Origin of the sequence: Cellulomonas humilata (genome assembly GCF_013359775.1) — a bacterium.
In the GTDB taxonomy this organism is placed as follows: Bacteria; Actinomycetota; Actinomycetes; order Actinomycetales; family Cellulomonadaceae; genus Cellulomonas; species Cellulomonas humilata.
Genome location: NZ_JABMCI010000054.1, coordinates 1 through 19,676 on the forward strand (window position 1 = coordinate 1; position 19,676 = coordinate 19,676).

The 19,676-nt window shown below is 73.0% G+C and carries 18 protein-coding genes; 10 read left to right on the forward strand and 8 right to left on the reverse strand.

Features of this window, described 5'->3' with window-relative positions; all coding sequences use genetic code 11:
- Together HP550_RS05380 and HP550_RS05385 are read left to right on the forward strand one after the other, a co-directional pair.
- Window positions 1-616: substrate-binding domain-containing protein (locus HP550_RS05380; protein WP_175346566.1), on the forward strand; the 616-nt coding region annotated here is incomplete at its 5' end.
- A 63-nt stretch (window positions 617-679) separates the two neighbouring features.
- The gene (locus HP550_RS05385; RefSeq protein ID WP_175346567.1) at window positions 680-2,407 is read left to right on the forward strand and encodes a glycoside hydrolase family 13 protein; all 1,728 of its coding nucleotides are present in this window, start codon (window positions 680-682) and stop codon (window positions 2,405-2,407) included.
- Window positions 2,408-2,451: 44 nt separating this feature from the next.
- Here HP550_RS05385 and HP550_RS05390 read toward each other — a convergent pair whose 3' ends face one another.
- Complete coding sequence (locus HP550_RS05390) at window positions 2,452-3,882, reverse strand: alpha-amylase (protein WP_175346568.1); 1,431 nt, start codon at window positions 3,880-3,882, stop codon at window positions 2,452-2,454.
- 79 nt (window positions 3,883-3,961) lie between these two features.
- Between HP550_RS05390 and HP550_RS05395 the strand changes: the two genes are divergently transcribed.
- A complete protein-coding gene (locus HP550_RS05395; protein ID WP_175346569.1) occupies window positions 3,962-4,840 on the forward strand; it encodes a PfkB family carbohydrate kinase in 879 nt (292 codons plus the stop codon).
- Between the two features lie 6 nt (window positions 4,841-4,846).
- Here HP550_RS05395 and dusB read toward each other — a convergent pair whose 3' ends face one another.
- Window positions 4,847-6,031 (reverse strand): tRNA dihydrouridine synthase DusB, encoded by a 1,185-nt coding sequence (dusB, locus tag HP550_RS05400; protein WP_175346570.1) that lies wholly within the window; start codon window positions 6,029-6,031, stop codon window positions 4,847-4,849.
- Window positions 6,032-6,101: 70 nt separating this feature from the next.
- On the opposite strand from dusB, the gene HP550_RS05405 reads away from it, so the two are divergent.
- Entirely contained in the window at window positions 6,102-6,686 is a 585-nt protein-coding gene (locus tag HP550_RS05405; RefSeq protein ID WP_175346571.1) for a SigE family RNA polymerase sigma factor, read from the forward strand.
- Window positions 6,683-7,639 (forward strand): hypothetical protein, encoded by a 957-nt coding sequence (locus tag HP550_RS05410; protein WP_175346572.1) that lies wholly within the window; start codon window positions 6,683-6,685, stop codon window positions 7,637-7,639. The genes HP550_RS05405 and HP550_RS05410 overlap by 4 nt, the downstream gene beginning before the upstream one ends.
- A 51-nt stretch (window positions 7,640-7,690) precedes the next feature.
- On the opposite strand, the gene HP550_RS05415 is transcribed toward HP550_RS05410, so the two are convergent.
- Window positions 7,691-9,076, reverse strand: a complete 1,386-nt coding sequence (locus HP550_RS05415; RefSeq protein WP_175346573.1) for a glycine--tRNA ligase — start codon at window positions 9,074-9,076, stop codon at window positions 7,691-7,693.
- Between the two features lie 157 nt (window positions 9,077-9,233).
- Here HP550_RS05415 and HP550_RS05420 point away from each other — a divergent pair, with 157 nt between their 5' ends.
- From HP550_RS05420 to HP550_RS05435, 4 genes are read left to right on the forward strand one after another with little or no spacing between them, the layout of a single operon-like run.
- Window positions 9,234-10,151: a metal ABC transporter substrate-binding protein gene (locus HP550_RS05420; protein WP_175346574.1), complete on the forward strand. Its 918-nt coding sequence runs from the start codon at window positions 9,234-9,236 to the stop codon at window positions 10,149-10,151.
- The gene (locus tag HP550_RS05425; RefSeq protein ID WP_343047993.1) at window positions 10,148-10,924 is read left to right on the forward strand and encodes a metal ABC transporter ATP-binding protein; all 777 of its coding nucleotides are present in this window, start codon (window positions 10,148-10,150) and stop codon (window positions 10,922-10,924) included. The genes HP550_RS05420 and HP550_RS05425 overlap by 4 nt, the downstream gene beginning before the upstream one ends.
- Window positions 10,921-11,874: a metal ABC transporter permease gene (locus tag HP550_RS05430; protein WP_343047994.1), complete on the forward strand. Its 954-nt coding sequence runs from the start codon at window positions 10,921-10,923 to the stop codon at window positions 11,872-11,874. The genes HP550_RS05425 and HP550_RS05430 overlap by 4 nt, the downstream gene beginning before the upstream one ends.
- Window positions 11,875-11,883: 9 nt before the next feature.
- Window positions 11,884-12,420: a DedA family protein gene (locus HP550_RS05435; RefSeq protein ID WP_343047995.1), complete on the forward strand. Its 537-nt coding sequence runs from the start codon at window positions 11,884-11,886 to the stop codon at window positions 12,418-12,420.
- On the opposite strand, the gene HP550_RS05440 is transcribed toward HP550_RS05435, so the two are convergent.
- Together HP550_RS05440 and recO are read right to left on the reverse strand one after the other, a co-directional pair.
- Window positions 12,405-13,187: an isoprenyl transferase gene (locus HP550_RS05440; protein ID WP_175346575.1), complete on the reverse strand. Its 783-nt coding sequence runs from the start codon at window positions 13,185-13,187 to the stop codon at window positions 12,405-12,407. The two genes, HP550_RS05435 and HP550_RS05440, sit on opposite strands and share 16 nt — an antisense overlap.
- Window positions 13,188-13,919 carry a DNA repair protein RecO gene (gene recO / locus HP550_RS05445; RefSeq protein ID WP_175346576.1) on the reverse strand — a complete coding sequence of 244 codons (732 nt, stop codon included), beginning with the start codon at window positions 13,917-13,919 and terminating at the stop codon, window positions 13,188-13,190.
- A gap of 68 nt (window positions 13,920-13,987) precedes the next feature.
- Here recO and HP550_RS05450 point away from each other — a divergent pair, with 68 nt between their 5' ends.
- Entirely contained in the window at window positions 13,988-14,725 is a 738-nt protein-coding gene (locus tag HP550_RS05450; protein ID WP_343047996.1) for an endo alpha-1,4 polygalactosaminidase, read from the forward strand.
- A gap of 99 nt (window positions 14,726-14,824) precedes the next feature.
- On the opposite strand, the gene leuA is transcribed toward HP550_RS05450, so the two are convergent.
- From leuA to HP550_RS05465, 3 genes are all read right to left on the reverse strand, one after another.
- On the reverse strand, window positions 14,825-16,570 hold the full coding sequence (leuA, locus tag HP550_RS05455; protein WP_175346577.1) for a 2-isopropylmalate synthase: 1,746 nt from the start codon (window positions 16,568-16,570) through the stop codon (window positions 14,825-14,827).
- Between the two features lie 186 nt (window positions 16,571-16,756).
- The gene (locus tag HP550_RS05460; protein ID WP_175346578.1) at window positions 16,757-18,184 is read right to left on the reverse strand and encodes an outer membrane protein assembly factor BamB family protein; all 1,428 of its coding nucleotides are present in this window, start codon (window positions 18,182-18,184) and stop codon (window positions 16,757-16,759) included.
- A gap of 41 nt (window positions 18,185-18,225) precedes the next feature.
- Window positions 18,226-19,674, reverse strand: coding sequence for an outer membrane protein assembly factor BamB family protein (locus HP550_RS05465; RefSeq protein WP_175346579.1), 1,449 nt, complete (start codon window positions 19,672-19,674; stop codon window positions 18,226-18,228).
- Between the last annotated feature and the right edge of the window lie 2 nt (window positions 19,675-19,676).

Consider the following 19,676-nt stretch of genomic DNA (forward strand, 5'->3'; position numbering starts at 1 on the left):
CGACGGCGTCGACGCCCCCTCGGTGTCCACCGACGACTCCGCCGCCCTCGACCTCGCCTTCCGCCACCTGATCTCCCTCGGGCACCGGAACATCGGCCTGGCCATCGGACCCGAACGCTTCGTGCCCGCCGCCCGCAAGCGCGTGGAGTTCGCCACCAACCTCGAGCGGCACCTGGGCATCACCGACCCTGACGGGCACGTCGTCACGACACTGTTCACCGTCGAAGGCGGCCAAGCCGCCGCCCTGGAGCTCATCGACTCCGGACACACCGCCATCATCTGCGGCTCCGACCTCATGGCCCTGGGCGCCATCCGCGGAGCACGCTCCCGCGGCCTGAGCGTCCCCGCCGACCTCTCGGTCGTCGGCTTCGACGACTCCCCGCTCATCGCGTTCACCGACCCACCCCTGACCACCGTGCGCCAACCCGTGCTGGCCATGGGCCACGCCGCCGTCGCCGCCCTCGTCGCCGAGATCACCGGCACTCCCGCCTCCCGCACCGAGCTCAAGTTCCACCCCGACCTCATCGTCCGCGGCTCCACCGGAGCCGCACCCACGGCCCGCTCCACCACCCTGACCTCGGTCGCTGTGACCGCTGAGGCTCCCGCCGTAGTCTGATCAGATCCCCTGATCGGCAACGGCGCCTCCCCCTGTGAACACCCCGAAGTGAGGCATGCCCGCATGACGACGATCGACACCCGACCCCTGCGCACCCTGGTGCACGCCGCCGGATCCCCCGACGGCGAGTGGTGGCGGGATGCCGTGATCTACCAGGTCTACCCGCGCTCGTTCGCGGACGCGTCCGGCGACGGCATCGGCGACCTGCCCGGCATCACCTCGCGCCTGGACCACCTCGCCGAGCTCGGCGTCGACGCCGTCTGGCTGTCGCCGTTCTACCGCTCCCCGCAGGCCGACGCCGGCTACGACGTCGCCGACTACCGCGACGTGGACCCGCTGTTCGGCACGCTCGCCGACTTCGACGCCATGCTCGAGCGCGCCCACCGGCTCGGGCTGCGCGTGATCGTCGACCTGGTGCCCAACCACACCTCCGACGAGCACGTCTGGTTCCAGGCCGCGCTCGCCGCCAGACCGGGCTCCCCGGAGCGCGCCCGGTACCTGTTCCGCGACGGACGGGGTGTCGACGGGTCCGAGCCGCCCAACAACTGGCAGTCGATCTTCGGCGGACCGGCCTGGACCCGGACCACCGACCCCGACGGCACCCCCGGCGAGTGGTACCTGCACCTGTTCGACTCGCGGCAGCCGGACCTCGACTGGGAGCACCCCGAGGTCCGCTCCGAGTTCGAGGACGTCCTGCGGTTCTGGCTCGACCGCGGGGTGGACGGCTTCCGCATCGACGTCGCGCACGGCATGGTCAAGGCGCCCGGGCTGCCCGACTGGGACGGGCACGTGTCCATGATCGAAGGGTCTGACGACACGGAGGCGGTGTCGGGCTCCGGCAACCAGGGCCCGATGTTCGACCAGGACGGCGTGCACGACATCTACCGCGCGTGGAACAAGGTGCTCGCCGAGTACCCGGGCGACCGAGCGCTCGTCGCCGAGGCCTGGGTGGAGCCGTTGTCGCGGCTGACCCGGTACGTGCGCCCCGACGAGATGCAGCAGGCCTTCAACTTCGCGTTCCTGGCCACGCACTGGGACGCCCCGGCGCTGCGCACCGTCGTCGAGGCCTCCTACCGCGCGTCCGACGCCGTCGGCGCACCGACGACGTGGGTGCTGTCCAACCACGACGTCGTCCGGCACGCGTCGCGGCTCGGCCTGGCGGAGCCGGGATCGCGTCCCAACGGCATCGGGCACGGCGACGAGCAGCCGGACGAGGTCCTGGGCCTGCGTCGCGCGCGGTGCGCGTCCCTGCTGATGCTCGGCCTGCCCGGTTCGGCGTACCTGTACCAGGGCGAGGAGCTCGGCCTGCCCGACCACACCTCGCTCGACGACGACCTGCGCCAGGACCCGGCGTTCTTCCGGACCGGTGGCGCCGAGCGCGGCCGCGACGGCTGCCGGGTGCCGCTGCCGTGGGCGTCGGACGCGGACGGCTTCGGGTTCTCGCCGACCGGCGTGACCTGGCTCCCGCAGCCCGCGGAGTGGGCGTCGTACGCACTCGACGCCCAGCGCGGCGTCGCCGGGTCGACGTACGAGACCTACCGCTCGGCGCTCCAGCTGCGCCGGGAGTCGGGCCTCGGCTCCGGCGGCATGGAGTGGCTGCACGGCCTCGGCGACGACGTGATCGCGTTCGTCAACCGGGACGTGCTGGTCGTCGCCAACCTCGGGACCGAGCCCGTCGTCCTGCCCTCGGGCGCCGACGTGCTGCTGGCGTCGGTCGACCACGCGGTGGACGCGGACGGCGCCGTGCTCGTCCCCTCGGACGCGACCGTCTGGGCACGCTTCACGGTCTGATCGGACCCCGGAACGGCCCCGCTGCGGCGGGGCCGTTCCGGCATTCAGGGGCGAGCGGTCACGTCCCAGGCCTGCGCGGTCTGGGGCGGGACGGTCACCGTGAGGACGCCGTCCCGCACCGTCGACGAGGCGCAGTCCCCGGTGGCCAGGACGTCGCAGTAGTCGCCGTCCGGCAGACTCGTCGGCAGCTCGGCGTGCAGCTCGTCGTCCCCGGAGTTGACGACGACGAACCCGCGCTCGCCGCGGCCGAACGCCACCGCGCTGCCCTCGGACCAGTCGTCGACGACGGGCGCGTCTCCCACGATGGAGCGCCAGCCGACCATGCCGGCGATCGCGGGCCACCGGTGCTGGCAGACCCAGTCGCCGTCCGCGAGGTCCGCGCCCGGGCCGGGAGCAGCGCCGCAGGACGCGTCGAGCACCGCTCCCTCGGCGTCCTGCGGAGGACCTGCGTCGCGGTCCGAGAACGCGTACCCGGTGTAGACCGCGGGTGTCCCGTACGTGCCGGCGAGCATGAGCACGGTGGCCAGTGCGTAGTCCCCGGCGTCGGAGTAGCTGAGCGTCGAGCCGTTGCGCTCGGTGTCGTGGTTGTCGACGAAGATCACGGCGTCGTCGGACGGCACGTACCCCGACGTGGTGCCCAGGTCGAGGACCCGCTCGGGCGAGCTCGCCAGCACGCCCTGCACGTCCTTGCCCCACGCGAACTCGTAGACCCGGCCGTTGGCCAGGTACTGCTCCGGCGTGATCGGCTCGCCGCTGCCGCGGATGACCTCCTGCGCGATGCCCGCCCCCTCGGGCAGCCCGGCGACGATCGCGGCGATGTCCTCCGGCGGCATGTGCTTGGCGGCGTCGATGCGGAAGCCGTCGACGCCGAGGGAGAGGAGGTCCTCCAGGTAGGCGGTGGTCGTGTCGCGCACGTGGTCGGTCTCGGTGGCGAGGTCGGCCAGGTTGACCAGCTCGCACATCTGCACCTGGGCGGCGTCCTGGTAGACGGCGATGTCGTCGTCCGGGGTCAGCCCGCAGTGGTGGAAGTCGGCGTCGGTGTAGAGGCCGGGGTACTCGTAGTGCGAGTACGACGATCCCGCCCAGCCGGTGCCGGGGGCGTCCTGCCCGGTCATGTGGTTGATCACGGCGTCGGCCCACACGTCCACACCGGCGTCGTGGCAGGTCTCCACCATGGCGGCGTACTCGTCGCGGGTGCCGAGCCGCGACTCCACCCGGTAGCTCACCGGCTGGTAGGCGGTCCACCACGGCTCACCGACGATGTGCTCCTGCGGCGGGCTGGTGAGCACCCAGCCGTAGCCGGCCGGGCCGAGGCTGTCGGTGCACTCCGTCGCGATGGCGTCCCAGGTCCACTGGAACATCTGGACGCCGACGTCGCGTGTGCGCGTCGCTGCGGGCTCCGGTGGCGCGCTGCACCCAGCCAGCAGCAGGAGGGCGCCGAGCAGGGCGGTCGCGCGGGCGGGCAGGTGCGTCATCGTCACCACCGGGTGCGGGCCGCAACTCGTTGCAGCAACTTGCAGGGTCGGCTCACCCTAACGCCCTAGGGTGGGCGACGTGCCTCGCGTCCTGGTCAACGGCCCCGCGTCCTGGAACACCCTGATCCGGCTCCCGACCCTCCCGGAACCGCGGACGCAGACGCTGTTCGCGGGCGGCCACCACGACGGGCTCGGCGGCACGTCCGCCGGCAAGGCGCTGACCCTCGCGGCGCTCGGGATCGACGTGACACTGCGGACGGCACTCGGGAACGACCGCGAGGGCACGCTGGTGCGGTCCGCCCTCGATCGCCCGAGGATCACGCTCCAGGTCCTGCCGGTCGACCGCACCGAGCGGCACGTCAACCTCATGGCCGACGACGGCTCGCGCGTCTCGATCTACCTCGAGCTGCCCGACCCGGGCGCCGCTCCCCTCGCCACCTTCGACGGGGTCGACGTTGCCGTCCTCGACCTCGCCGACCACAGCCGCCCGCTGCTGGTCGCCGCCCGCGCCGCCGGGGTGCCGGTCTGGTGCGACGTGCACGACGACGACGGGGTCGGCGACTACCCGCGGGACTTCGTCGCGGCCGCCGACGTGCTTCTCGTGAGCGCTGCCCGGCTGGCCGACGTGCGTGCGTACCTGTCCGACGCAGTCTCTCGCGGGTGCCGGCTGGCCGTGTGCACCGACGGTGCTGCGGGGGCGCTCGCGCTCGATGCCGACGGGTGGATCGAGGTGCCGCCCGCCCCCGTGGCCGACGTCGTCGACACCAACGGCGCCGGTGACGCGTTCTTCGCGGGCCTGCTCAGTGGCGTGCTCGACGGCCTGCGGGTCGAGGACGCACTCGCTCGCGCGTCGGCGACCGGTGCGCTCGCCGTGAGCACGCGCGCGCTGGGCGCCCCGGACGCCACGATCCCGACCGTCGACCGCCTCGCGGGTGCGGTGGCCGTGCGGCGGGTCTGACGACCGTCAGCCGCCGGAGACGCTCAGCTCGGCCTCGTGCAGGGCTTTGGCGAACTCCTCGGACAGCTCGCGCGAGTCGAGCCAGCCGTACGGCAGCAGCGGGCGCTTGGGCGACCCGGCCCGGCCGCGCTGCCCCTCGGCGCCCGCTCCCGGGTAGCCCTGGTCGAGGTCGAGCCGCGCGAGCCGCTCGTCGAGCTCGGCCATGGTCGACACCAGGCCGAGCGCGGCCCGGGTCTCCCCACCGACGATGTACCCCTTGAAGTACCAGGCCATGTGCTTGCGCATCTCGCGCAGCGCCTTGCCCTCGTCGCCGAAGTGCTCGACCATCAGCTCCGCGTGCCGCCGGACGATCGTCGCGACGTAGCCGAGCCCCGGCCGGATGCGCTCGTCGGAACCCGCGAACGCGGCCGCGAGATCGGCGAACAGCCACGGTCGGCCCTGGCAGCCGCGCCCGACGACGACGCCGTCGCAGCCGGTCTGCGCGACCATCTCGAGGGCGTCCTCGGCCGACCAGATGTCCCCGTTGCCCAGCACGGGGATGTCGGTGACCGTCTGCTTGAGCAGGGCGATCGCCTCCCAGTCGGCGGTGCCGGAGTAGTAGTCGGCGGCGGTGCGGGCGTGCAGCGCGACCGCGGCGACGCCGACCTCCTGCGCGACGAGCCCGGCCTCGAGGTAGGTCAGGTGGTCGTCGTCGATGCCCTTGCGCATCTTGACGGTGACCGGCACGCCGTAGGGCTTCGCGGCATCGACCGCGGCCGTGATGATCGCGCGGAACAGGTCCCGCTTCCACGGCAGCACCGCTCCCCCGCCGCGACGCGTCACCTTGGGCACCGGGCAGCCGAAGTTGAGGTCGACGTGGTCTGCGCGGTCCTCGCTCGCGATGAGCCGGACCGCGGCGCCGACCGTGGCGGGGTCGACCCCGTACACCTGCACGGAGCGCGGCCGCTCGTCGGGCTCGTGGGAGATGATCCGCATCGACTCCTCGCCACGCTCCACCAGGGCGCGGGACGTCACCATCTCGGCGACGTACAGGCCGGCACCGGACTCGCGGCACAAGCGGCGGAAGGCGGCGTTGGTGACGCCCGCCATGGGCGCCAGCACGACGGGCGTGTCGATGGTCAGGGGCCCAATGCGCAACGGCGGCAGCACGGCGCCGGGGCGCGCCGGAACCGCAGGAGTCGTCAGGGTCATGCCTCCATTGTCACCCAGCCGCGCACTCAACCTTCCACGGGCCTGCTGCGTCTTCTACGGTGTGAGCCCCATGCCGCCCGCGCCGCTGCGTCCCGCACCGCCCGACGACGCCGTCGGCGAGGAGTCGACGCGTGTTCTCACCGGACGGACCCGGCCGGCCGAGGACACCGACGCCGAGTTCACCGCGTTCATGCAGGAGCACTCGGCCGACCTGCTGCGCACCGCGTGGCTGCTGGTCGGCGACGCGCACCGCGCCGAGGAGCTGGTCCAGCACGCGCTGGTCCGCACCTACGCCGCCTGGTCCCGCGCCCGCCGGGACGACCCGCTGGCCTACGCCCGCCGGACGCTGGTGAACCTGCGGATCGACACCTGGCGCCGACGCCGCCGCGAGGTGCTGTCCGCACCCGAGCACCTGCCCGAGAACGCGACCGGCGGCACCCTCGGCCCCTCCGACGACCGGGACCAGCTGGTTCGCGCGCTCGCCCTCCTGTCACCCCGCCAGCGCCGGATCGTCGTCCTGCGGCACTTCGTCGGGCTGCCCGAGGCCGAGGTCGCCGCCGAGCTGGGCGTCAGCGTCGGCACCGTGAAGTCGACCGCGTCCCGCGGGCTCGCCACCCTGCGCACCGCGCTGACCACCGAGAGGAGCGCCCGATGAGCGCCACCCTGTCCGACGAGGACCTCGTCCGCTCCCTGCGCGCTCGCGCCGATCTGGCGCTGCCGACCATGTCGCTCGACCCCGACGCGACCGTCCTCGCGGGCCGCCGCCGTCGCCGCCGCCGCGCAGTCGCGGGCTCGGTGTCCGCCGCTGCGGCTCTCGCCCTCGTGGCCGGCGTCGCGGTCGGCGCCATCCCGCTCTCGCACCGCACGCCGGTCGCCACGCAAGCCCCACGGACGCTCGGATCCGATGCCTCCGTCGAGGTCGCCCAGAACATCTGGGCCACCAACGCGCCGATCACGCGGACCGCACCCGACGGCGACTGGCTCGACCTGAACCTGTCCGTCAGGCTCGACACCCTCAGTCCCACGGGCGGGCGGATCTACCCGGTCGGCGTGCAGGCCCTCGACGGCCTCCCCGACGGCCGCGCCGGCGTCACCGTCGCCGCTCGGGAGAGCTACGACGGCGGGGACGGTTCGTCACTCGGCACCGCCGCCACGTTGACGTGGAGCACCGACGGGGCCGACGACGGCAAGGCGCTGTACCCGGCGGCGCAGCGGGCCGCCTTCGTGCTGCCCGAGCCCGCGAGCAGCGACTGGCGGAGCCTCGTCGCGGTCCTCGTGGGAGACGTACCGCCCGGTCTCGAGAACCCGCGCGTCTTCGTGACGTACCCGAGAGGTGTCGGCGAGGTCGTCGACGACGTCGTCGACACCTCAGCCGACACCTTTGAGGTCCCCACCTTCCGCGCTCCCGGCAAGGAAGGGCGGCTTCTCTACGCGGTCCGAGAGACCGTCAACGTCACCAACGGCATCGTGCTCGACGGCGACCCTGCCCCGTTCGCGATGTTCGTCGGCGCGGACGGCACCACCGTCGCCGGCGAAGGCTGCGGCAGGCTCGGTGCCTGTGCGTTCACGGCCGACCAGGTGCTCGAGCGCGTCCGCAACGGTGACTAGACGCACCGCAGGCCCGGAGCACGCGCTCCGGGCCTGCGATGACCTGCGGCGTCAGGCGCCGACGAGGTGCTGCGCCAGGTACCCGGTGACCTTGTCCAGGGCGACCCGCTCCTGAGTCATGTCGTCGCGGTGCCGGATGGTGACGGCCTGGTCGTCGAGCGTGTCGAAGTCCACCGTGATGCAGAACGGCGTGCCGATCTCGTCCTGGCGGCGGTAGCGGCGGCCGATGGCGCCGGCGTCGTCGAAGTCGACGTTCCAGTTCTTGCGGAGCTCGGCGGACAGGTCGCGGGCCTTCGGGGAGAGCGACTCGTTGCGGGACAGCGGCAGGACCGCGGCCTTGACCGGCGCCAGGCGCGGGTCGAGCTTGAGCACGACGCGGGTGTCGACGCCGCCCTTCGTGTTGGGCGCCTCGTCCTCGGTGTACGACTCGACGAGGAACGCCATGAGCGACCGCGTCAGGCCGGCGGCCGGCTCGATGACGTACGGCACGTAGCGCTCGTTCTTCGCCTGGTCGAAGTACGACAGGTCCTGGCCGGAGTGCTCGGTGTGCGTCTTCAGGTCGAAGTCGGTGCGGTTGGCGATGCCCTCGAGCTCGCCCCACTCGCTGCCCTGGAACCCGAAGCGGTACTCGATGTCGACGGTGCGCTTCGAGTAGTGCGACAGCTTCTCGGCCGGGTGCTCGTAGTGCCGCAGGTTCTCCCGCGCGATGCCCAGGTCGGTGTACCAGTCGGTGCGCTGGTCGATCCAGTACTGGTGCCACGTCTCGTCGGTGCCGGGCTCGACGAAGAACTCCATCTCCATCTGCTCGAACTCGCGCGTGCGGAAGATGAAGTTGCCGGGCGTGATCTCGTTGCGGAACGACTTGCCGATCTGGCCGATGCCGAACGGCGGCTTCTTGCGGCTCGTCGTCGACACGTTGGCGAAGTTCACGAAGATGCCCTGCGCGGTCTCGGGCCGCAGGTAGTGCAGGCCGGACTCGTCCTCGACGGGGCCGAGGTAGGTCTTGAGCATCATGTTGAAGTCGCGGGGCTCGGTCCACTGCCCGCGGGTACCGCAGTTCGGGCACGCGATGTCCGCGAGGCCGTGCTCGGGGACGCGGCCCTTCTTCTCCTCGAACTCCTCGAGCATGTGGTCCTCGCGGAACCGCTTGTGGCAGCTGAGGCACTCGGTGAGCGGGTCGGTGAAGACGCCGACGTGGCCGGAGGCGACCCAGACCTGCCGCGGCAGGATGACCGAGGAGTCGAGGCCGACGATGTCGTCGCGGCTGGTCACCATCGTGCGCCACCACTGGCGCTTGATGTTCTCCTTGAGCTCCACCCCGAGCGGTCCGTAGTCCCACGCCGACCGGGTACCGCCGTAGATCTCGCCGCTCGGGAAGACGAACCCGCGCCGCTTGGCGAGGGAGACGACGGAGTCCAGGCGAGAGGGTGCAGCCACGATCGATCACTCCAGGGTGGTGGCGCCCGCGGCTGGGTGTCGCGGGCGGGTGGACCGCGACCGTGAGGGCCGCGGTGTGAGCACGAGCAGCCCAGGCTACCCGTCGGCGGCGGACCCCGTTTTGACAACGGTTCTCGCCTAACTGAGAATGATCGTCATGTCCAGTGCACGCCGTCCTCGCGCCCTGCTCGCCGTCCTGCCGGTCCTGCTGGCCGGGTGCGCGAGCCAGCCGGCGGTCGCCGAGGGCACCGTCGATGTGATGGCGTCGTTCTACCCGCTCCAGCTCGTCGCCGAGCAGGTGGGCGGCGACCGGGTGACCGTCAGGTCGCTGACGCCACCGGGTGCCGAGCCGCACGACGTCGAGCTCTCCCCCGCGCAGGTGTCGCGGATCGGCGGCGCCGACCTCGTGGTCGTCCTGTCGGGATTCCAGGCCGCCGTCGACGACGCGCTCGCCCAGACCTCCCCCGCCCACGTGGTGGACGCGGCCTCCGACACCACGCTGGTGCCCGCGGAGCACGAGGGAGAGTCGGAGGACGAGCACGAGGACCACGAGCACGGTGCGCTCGACCCGCACTTCTGGCTCGACCCGAGTCGGATGCCGTCGGTGGTCGACGACGTCGCGGCCACCCTCACCGAGATCGACCCCGAGGGCGCGGACCTGTACGCAGCCAACGCGGCCGCGCTCACCCAGCGGTTCGAGGACCTCGACGCCGCCTACGCCGCCGGGCTCCAGCAGTGCGACGTGCGGACCTTCGTCACCTCGCACGAGGCGTTCGGCTACCTCGCCGACCGGTACGACCTGCGGCAGGTGGGGATCTCGGGCATCGACCCGGAGGCCGAGCCGTCCCCCGCCCGGCTGGCCGCGGTCGAGGAGATCGTGCGCGAGCAGGACGTGAGCACGATCTTCTTCGAGAGCCTGGTCAGCCCCAAGGTGGCCGAGACGCTCGCCGACGACCTCGGCATCGCGAGCGCGGTGCTCGACCCCATCGAGGGTCTGACGGACCCCGACGCCGACTACTTCTCGGTCGCCACGGCGAACCTCGCCGCCCTGCGCATGGCATTGTCCTGCTCGTGAGCACACCCGTGATCGAGGCGACCGGCCTCGGCGTGACGCTCGGTGGCCAGCCGATCCTCGACGGCATCGACCTGTCCGTCCCGGCGGGCGAGGTCCTCGCGCTGCTCGGCGCCAACGGCTCCGGCAAGTCCACCCTCGTGCGCACCCTGCTCGGGGTGGTCCCCCGCACCTCCGGGGAGGTCCGGCTGTTCGGCGCACCCCTGGGTCCGTCGGCGCCGTGGCACCGCATCGGGTACGTGCCGCAGCGCCTGCCCGCCGCCGCGGGTGTCCCGGCGACCGCCTACGAGGTGGTGTCCTCCGGCCTGCTGCACGGTCGCACGCTGCGACCACCGCGCGGGCACAGGCGTCGCGCGCTCGCCGCGCTGGACGACGTCGGCCTGGGCGACCGGGCGTTCCAGCGCGTGCAGGAGATGTCCGGCGGGCAGCAGCAGCGCGTCCTGATCGCCCGCGCGCTCGTCCGGGACCCCGACCTGCTCGTCCTCGACGAGCCCACGTCGGGCATCGACATCCCCACCCAGGCGACGTTCGTGGACACCGTGAGCCGCCTGCACGACGCCGGCACCACCGTGGTGGTGATCCTGCACGAGCTCGGCCCGTTCGCCCCCCTGATCGACCGCGCGGTCGTGCTGCGGCACGGGCGCGTCGCGCACGACGGTGCCCCGCCGCGCGCCCGCGACGAGCACGCCGGCGAGTGGCACGACCACACGCACGCGCACCCCGATCCCGAGCCGCCGCGCACCGGCCCCTCCCTGTCCGTCGAGGTGAACCCGTGACCGCGTGGGACCAGGTGGTCGAGCTGCTCAGCTCGCCCCTCATGCAGCGGGCGCTCCTCGCGGCGATCCTCGTCGGCGCGGCCGCGCCCGTGGTCGGCACCTTCCTCGTGCAGCGCCGGATGGCCCTCATGGGCGACGGCATCGGGCACGTCGCGCTCACCGGTGTCGCGCTCGGCTGGCTCGTCGGCAGCTGGGCCGGCCTGGTGCCGCAGGACACGCTCGCCCTGCCCGGCGCGGTCGTCGCCGCCGTCGTCGGCTCGATCGTCATCGAGCTGGTGCGCGAGCGCGGTCGGACCAGCGGGGACCTGGCCCTCGCGCTCATGTTCTACGGCGGCATCGCCGGCGGCGTCCTGCTCATCAAGCTGGCCGGCGGCACCAACGCGAACCTCATCAGCTACCTGTTCGGCTCCATCTCGACCGTGTCCTCGGCCGACCTGTGGTGGACGGTCGGCCTGGCGGTGCTCGTGCTCACCCTCGGCGTGGGCCTGCGCACCGCGCTGTTCGCGGTGAGCCACGACGAGGAGTTCGCCCGGGCCAGCGGCCTGCCCGTGCGGCTGCTCTCGATGCTCGTCGCCACCATCGCCGCCCTCACCGTGACCATCGCCATGCGCGTGGTGGGCCTCCTGCTGGTGAGCGCACTGATGATCGTGCCGGTGGCCATCGCCCAGCTGTTCGCGCGGTCGTTCGGCCGCACGATGATGCTGGCCAGCGTGGTCGGCGTCGTGGTCAGCATCGCGGGCCTGGTGCTCACCTACTGGCAGGACATCCCGCCGGGCGCCACGATCGTCGTGCTCGCGATCCTGGTCTACGCCGTCACGGCAACACTGCAGCCGCTCCTGCGCCGGCCTGCGCCGCCGCGCGACCCCCACCCGGACATGGTCGACGACGTCCTGCTGGTGGACGACGTGACCGACGACGGCCCGCTCAGCCGCCCAGCGCCGACCGCCTAGGATCGAGGCGTGGATCCCCGCGACGCCTACCACCTCGGCAGTGTGCCGCTCGGGGTCGCCGTCGCCGGACTGTTCGTCATCGTGATGGCCCGGTCGCACGCGACCTACTGGGCCGGGCGCGGGGTCGTGCGCGGAGCGCAGGCGGTCGACGAGCACGAGGGGGCGCCCAGCTGGTGGCACTCCTCCGTCCGGCGCCTGGAGTCGTGGTCCGGCACCCCGAGCGCACAGCGCGGGCTCGACCTGGTGCGGCGCTGGGGCCCCGTCGCGGTCACGCTGGCGTACCTGACGGTCGGGCTCCAGACCGCGGTGATCGCGTCCGCCGGCCTGGTCAAGATGCCGTACCTGCGGTTCGCGATCGCGTCGGTCCCCGGGGCGATCGCGTGGGCGGTGATCTGGGCGACCATCGGCTTCGGCGCGCTGTGGGCCGCGCTCGCCCTGTTCGCCCGGTCGCCGTGGGCACTCGCCGCGGCCGTCGTGCTGGTGGTCCTGGCCGTCGGCTGGTCGGTCCGTCGCCGCGCGCGCGTGCGCGTTCAGGCCGAGGTCTGACCCGGCCGGTCCACCGCCCCGCCGTACCGCCGGTCCCGCCGCGCGTACGTCTCGACGGCGCGCCACAGGTGTCGCCGGTCCACGTCGGGCCACGGCTCGTCGAGGAACACCAGCTCGGCGTACGCCGCCTGCCAGATCATGAAGTTCGACGTCCGCTGCTCGCCCGAGGACCGCAGGAACAGGTCGACGTCCGGCAGGTCGGGCTCGTCCAGGTACCGCGCGAACAGCTTCTCGTTCACCTTGTCCGGCTTCACGCGACCGGCGGCGACCTCCCGGGCGATCGCCTGCGCGGCGTCGGCGATCTCCGCGCGCCCGCCGTAGTTCACGCACATGGTCAGCGTCACCGTGGAGTTGCCCTTGGTGAGCTCCTCGGCCGTCTCCAGCTCGTTGATCACCGACCGCCACAGCTTGGGGCGGCGGCCGGCCCAGCGGACGCGCACTCCCCACGAGTTCATCAGGTCCCGCCGGCGCCGGAGCACGTCCCGGTTGAAGCCCATGAGGAAGCGCACCTCGTCGGGCGACCGCGACCAGTTCTCGGTGGAGAACGCGTACGCGGACACGTACTCGACGCCCACCTCGATGGCCCCGGCGACGACGTCGAGCAGCGACGCCTCCCCCGCGGCGTGACCGGCCGTGCGCGGCAGCCCGCGCGCGTTGGCCCACCGGCCGTTGCCGTCCATGACGACCGCGACGTGCCGGGGGACGAACTCCTTCGGGATCGCGGGAGCGCGTTCGCCGCTGGGGTGCGGCGGGGGTGGGACCGGCATTCAGACCCTCTCGACCATCGGCAGCGAGCGCAGCTGGCGCTCGAGGTGGAACTGGCAGAACGCGGCGACCAGGCCGTTGCCCTCGCCACGGTGCCGCTCGGCGCTCGCGTCGGCGACGCCCCAGTCTCCCGCGAGCAGCGACGCCAGGAGCTCGAACGTCTCGGGCGCCGGCGCGGCCGCACCGGGTGGCCGGCACGCCCGGCAGACGGCGCCGCCGGACGCCACCGCGAACGCCGAGTGCGGACCCGGCTCCCCGCAGCGGGCGCAGTCGGTGAAGCTGGGCGCCCAGCCGGCCACCGCGAGCGCCCGCAGCAGGTAGGAGTCGAGCACCAGACCGGGTGCGTGGTCCCGGGCTGCCAGCGCCTTCACGGCACCGACCAGCAGCCAGTACTGCTGGAGGGACGGCTCTCGCTCCGCCTCCACCAGCTTGTCCGCGGTCTCGAGCATCACGGTGCCGGCGGTGTAGAGCGTGTAGTCCTCGCAGATCCGGCGCCCGAACGCCCCGAGCGTCTCGGCCTGCGTGACGATGTCGAGGTTGCGACCCGTGCTCAGCTGGAGGTCGACGTACATGAACGGCTCGAGGCGGGAGCCGAACCGCGACGACGTGCGGCGCACGCCCTTGCCGACCGCACGGACCTTCCCGTGCGACCGGGTCAGGAGGGTGACGATGCGGTCGGCCTCCCCCAGCTTGTGGGTGCGCAGGACGATCGCCTCGTCGCGGTAGAGGCTCACCGCGTCATTGTCTCCCGGGCCGCCCACACCGGGGCCCGGGACACGCGCCGCGGGTGCGACCATCGGGCGTGCGACTGCGACCGACGGCCCTGGTGATGACCGCCCTCGCTCTGGCCGCGTGCTCGCCCGCCTCCGTCGCGCCGCTGCCGGTCGGTGTCGCCGACTACCAGCTCGGACAGGCGTACCCACCGGCGCAGGACGTCACCGTCGTCGTGCGTGACTCGACGGCGACCCCGGCGCCGGGCGTGTACTCGGTCTGCTACGTCAACGCGTTCCAGACCCAGCCGGACGAGGCCGTCGACCCCGACCTCCTGCTGGAGCCTGACCCCGCCTGGCCCGACGAGTTCCTGCTCGACACCGCCCAGCGGGACGCGCTCACCGGGCGGGTCGCGGCGGTGCTGGGACGGTGCGACGAGGCCGGCTTCGACGCCGTGGAGCTGGACAACCTCGACTCGTGGACCCGCTCGGACGGGCGGCTCGACCGGGCCGACACCCTGGCGATCGCCGCGGAGGTCACCGACGCGGCGCACGGGCTCGGCCTCGCGGTCGGCCAGAAGAACACCCCGGAGCTCACGGCCGACGAGGTCGCCGCGATCGGGTTCGACTTCGCGGTGGCCGAGGAGTGCCACGAGTTCGACGAGTGCGCCGCCTACACCGCGCTGTACGGCGACCAGGTGCTCGACGTCGAGTACACGGGCACGCTCGCGGACATCTGCGCCGACCCGGACCGGCTGGTCATGACGGTCCTGCGTGACCGGGAGCTGACGGCACCGGGGTCACCGGAGCACGTACGCGAACACTGCTGACCCGGGGAGGGGCGCTGGTCGGGGTTGCCGAACGCGCCCCTCCCCGGGCACACCGTCCAGCGGGATCGACCGCGCGGACGGTGGCTCTGGGTGGTGCGCTCAGCGCTCGTGCCGGTTGACGGCCGAGATGATCGCCTTCAGCGAAGCGGTGGTGATCGACGGGTCGATGCCGACGCCCCACAGGATCTCGTCGCCGATCGCGCACTCGACGTAGGCCGCCGCGGTGGCGTCGCCGCCGGACGAGAGGGCGTGCTCGGCGTAGTCGAGGACCGCGACGTCGACCCCGAGGGTCTTCACCGCCGCCACGAACGCCGCGACCGGGCCGTTGCCGGAGCCCTGCAGGGTGCGGGGCACCCCACGGTCGACGAGGTCGACCTCGAGGGTGTCCGGCCCGTCCTCGACGCTGGTCCCCCGCGTGCCGCGCAGCGAGAACCTGCCCCACGGCGCGAACGGGCTGCCCGGCTCCACCGGCAGGTACTCGTCGTTGAAGATGTGCCACAGCTCGTCGGCCGTGACCTCGGTGCCGTGCTGGTCGGTGTGCCGCTGCACCACCTGCGAGAACTCGATCTGGAGCCTGCGGGGCAGGTCCAGGTCCTTCTCGGACTTCATCAGGTAGCTGATGCCGCCCTTCCCGGACTGGGAGTTCACGCGGATGATCGCCTCGTACGACCGGCCCACGTCCTTCGGGTCGATCGGCAGGTACGGGACGGCCCAGACCACGTCGTCGATGGTCTTGCCCTGACGCTCCGCGGAGATCTCCAGCGCGCCCAGGCCCTTCTTGATCGCGTCCTGGTGCGAGCCGGAGAACGCGGTGAACACCAGGTCCCCGCCGTACGGGTGCCGCTCGTTGACCGGCAGCTGGTTGCAGCGCTCGACGGTGCGGCGGATGTGGTCGATGTCGGAGAAGTCCAGCTGCGGGTCCACGCCCTGGCTGAACAGGTTCATGCCGAGGGTGACCAGGCAGACGTTGCCGGTGCGCTCGCCGTTGCCGAACAGGCAGCCCTCGATGCGGTCCGCACCGGCCAGGTAGCCCAGCTCCGCGGCCGCCACGGCCGTGCCGCGGTCGTTGTGCGGGTGCAGCGACAGGACGACGCTCTCCCGGTAGCGCAGGTTGCGGCTCATCCACTCGATCGAGTCGGCGTAGACGTTCGGGGTCGCCATCTCGACGGTGGCCGGCAGGTTGATGATCACCTTGCGGTCCGGCGTCGGCTCCAGGACCTCCAGCACCGCGTTGCACACCCGCAGCGCGAACTCGAGCTCCGTCCCGGTGTACGACTCCGGGGAGTACTCGTAGTAGACGTCGGTGTCGGGGACCAGCTCCTCGTACTTCCGGCAGAACCGGGCGCCCGACACGGCGATGTCGACGATGCCGTCCTCGTCGGTGCGGAACACCACCTCGCGCTGGAGCGTGGAGGTCGAGTTGTACAGGTGCACGATCGCCTGCTTGGCCCCGGAGATCGCCTCGTACGTCCGCTCGATCAGGTGCTCGCGCGCCTGCGTCAGCACCTGGATGACGACGTCGTCCGGGATGCGGTTCTCCTCGATGAGCATCCGCACGAAGTCGAAGTCGGTCTGCGAGGCGGACGGGAAGCCCACCTCGATCTCCTTGAAGCCCATCTGCACCAGCAGCTCGAACATCTCGAGCTTGCGGGCGGGGTTCATCGGTTCGATCAGCGCCTGGTTGCCGTCCCGCAGGTCGACCGCGCACCAGCGGGGCGCCGTGGTCACGCGGTTGTCCGGCCAGCGGCGGTCCGGCAGGTCCACGCGGATCTGCTCGTGGAACGGGCGGTACTTGTGCACCGGCATCGACGACGGCTGCTGTGCGCTCGTCTCCAGATAGGTCATGGTCTTCTCGTCCTTCGGGCGGTTCGGCGGGGAGTCAGCCGGCACACACGACACCGCGACGAGGATGCGGCCTAGAGGGCCTCGTCGCGGCAGCGAAGAAGGAGGGTGACTGCGAGCACGAACTCACCGTACCCCCCCGGGCCGGACGTTCCGCAACTCCGACCGTCGCCGTCTCACCGCAGCGGCTCACCGCAGCGCCACCAGGACCTCGTCGCCGAGCGCGTACAGGTGCACGCCGATCCGCAGCACCCGCGACGTGCCGCCCGGCAGCGGTGCGCGCCACGCGGTCTCCCCGTCGTCGAGCGAGATCGCGGTCAGCCCCGGGGCCTCGGCGACCACGTCGTGCTCCACCACGACGTGCCTGCCGTCCGTGAACGTGCGCCCGAGCGAGGTACCGAAGTCCCGGCGCCACACCTGGTCGCCGGTCTCCGCCTCCAGTCCCACCAGGACCCCTGCCCCGCGCAGCACCACGCGGCCGGCCACGTCGACGGCCACCACCGGCGCCGGCATCAGGGCACGCCAGACGGCCTCCGTGCTCCCCGGCCGGTAGGCCCGCACGCGACCGCCGAGAGGCCCCCCGGACAGCCCGCTCGCCGCGAAGACGAGGCCGGAGCTGCCGTCGCTCACGCCCGGTTCGACGAGCACGCCGCGGACCGTCTGCCACGGCTCGCCCCGCCCGGTCGAGAGCTCGGAGACGGCGTCGACGCCGGCGTTCGGCAGCCGGTACCGGGTGCGCACGAGCGTGCCGTCCTCGAGCAGCCGCACCTCCTCGCCGCGCGCGGGCCGGGGCAGCCGCTCCCCCGTCGCGGTGTCGAGCAGCAGGGTCACGTCGTTGCCGGCCGCCATCACCAGCTCTCCGGCGGCGACCAGCGCGATGCGCCCGTTGCCCGCGGACTGGAACGTGGACCACCGCTGCGTCTCCCAGCGGGCAGCGCCGGTGGACGGGTCGACCCGGCGCACCGTGAGCATGCCCCGCGCGTACGTCGCGACGACGAGGTCCGACCCGGCCTGCGCGGTCGCCACGGCCCAGCCGGGGATCTCGCTGCGCGCCAGCACCGCGCCCGACACGGGGTCGACGAGGAGCAGCGTGGACGTCTCGTCCTGCGGGTCGGGGCCGCGGTCCGAGGGCGGCACCGGGCCCACCACGCAGGCGAGCCGCGCGTCCAGCTCCCGGCAGAGCACCCGCTCCGGGGCGGGCCGGTCGTCGAGCGGCACCGACCACCGTTGCGCGCCGGACACCACGTCGAGACCGACCAGCCCGCGGCCGGCCGCCCCGGTGCCGGCGACCGCGACGACGACGTCCCCGGCCAGGACGGGCGCGACCGACCCGTCCACGGCGGCGGACCAGCGCACCTGCGGCGCCGCGTCGAGCACGCGCACCGCTTCGGCGAACGGCGCCGGTCCCAGCACCCCGGCACGCTCGCGCTCGTTGACCCAGCGCGGCGTGCCGACGACGACCGTCACCAGGACGGCGGTCACGACGACCGCGACGACCGGGGCAAGGACGGGTCGCGCCGAGGCCCACGCGGCCAGCCGTGCCCAGGCGGCGCGCAGCCGCTGCGGGCCCGACGGGACGCGCTCGCTGTCCTGCGCGTCGTCGTCATCCAGACCCACGCGCTGCATCGGAGGCCGCAGGCCGCCCGTGACCATGGCGCTCAGCCGTAGACGGTGAGGGTGTTCTCGGTGCGGACGACCAGGTGACCGCCGACGGAGTCGACCCATCGGACGCCCTCGGGCAGCGGGACCGACCAGTACCGGGCACCGTCGTCGAGCCCCCGACCCCACAGCTCGGGCCCACCGTCGGCGGAGGTGCCCGGTCCGAGGACGAGCGAACCGTCGGACAAAGGGCTCCACGGCAGGACGGCGCTGGTGTCGACCTCCCAGAGCATCGAGCCGTCGGTGGCGTCGAGGACTCCGTACGTGCTCCCGCCGGAGACCACCAGGTGGTGCGAGACGAGCACCCGCGGGTCGAGCATCGACCGGACGCGCCACCGTTCCGCGCCCGTGGCCAGGTCCAGCGCGGCCACCTCGGGGCCCTCGTCGACGAGCAGGCTGCCGGCCAGCGACCCGTCGTCCGCCGACAGCTCCGCGGGCAGTCCCGACACGGCGTACAGGGCAGTGCCGCCGACGCCGTGGACGTGCCCGCCACCCACCGGGGCCCAGGTGGCGAACCGCTCCCCCAGCGGCGCGACCTGCAGGCCGCTGAACCGCGCGGCGGTCATGATCGTGCTGCCGTCGTCGACGTCCAGGACGATCGTGGCACCGCCCTCCAGCACGACGACCGGAGGCAGCACTCGCATCGCCGCCGCGGTGACGGTGGCCGCGGACTCCATCACCACCGGCGTGACCATCGACCACACCACGTCGCCCGACCGCCCGTCGCGCCGCTGCACCGTCAGGCGCCCCTCGGAGTCCAGGGTGCCGACCACCAGGTCGTCCTCCACCCGGTCGAACCCCACGATCACGCCGCGGACCTCCCACCCGCCGAGGCGGGAACCGTCCTCGGCGGACAGCGGCACCACGGCGACGCGTGGCGGCTCCTGGATCGAGGAGTCGTCGGAGTACAGGACGCGGGGCAGCTGGACGAGGCACACGACGAGAGACCCGACGTCCTCGCGCAGGGCGGGACAGACGGCGGCCGTCGACTCGAAGCCGGCTCGTGACGCCTGCGCCACCACGGTCGACCAGCGCTCGGCGCCCGTGGTCGGGTCGTGCGCCGTCACCGTCCACCCCTCGTCGTCCGCGCCGAGCACCACCAGCGCGCCGTCGGCCGCGAGGAGGGTGCCGGGCAGGGGTGAGGCCAGCGTCTCCCACAGCGGGACAGGCGCCGAGTCGAGGGGACGCACCATGCCGGGGACCGCAGCCATGCGCGCGACGAACGCCCGGTCCCGGGCGGACGCGACCAGGCTGGACACCACGATCGCGAGAACGACGAGCACCGCGACGGGCCACCAGTGGCGCAGCACCCCCGCGGGAGGCCGCGAGGTCTCCGCGGCCTGGACCGGGTGCATCTCGTTGTCGGCAGCGCGCGACGGACTCGTCGGGGTCGGGGCGTCCTCGACCTCGACGAGCTGCATCCGTGCAGCAGGGCGCCGGTCCGCCATGC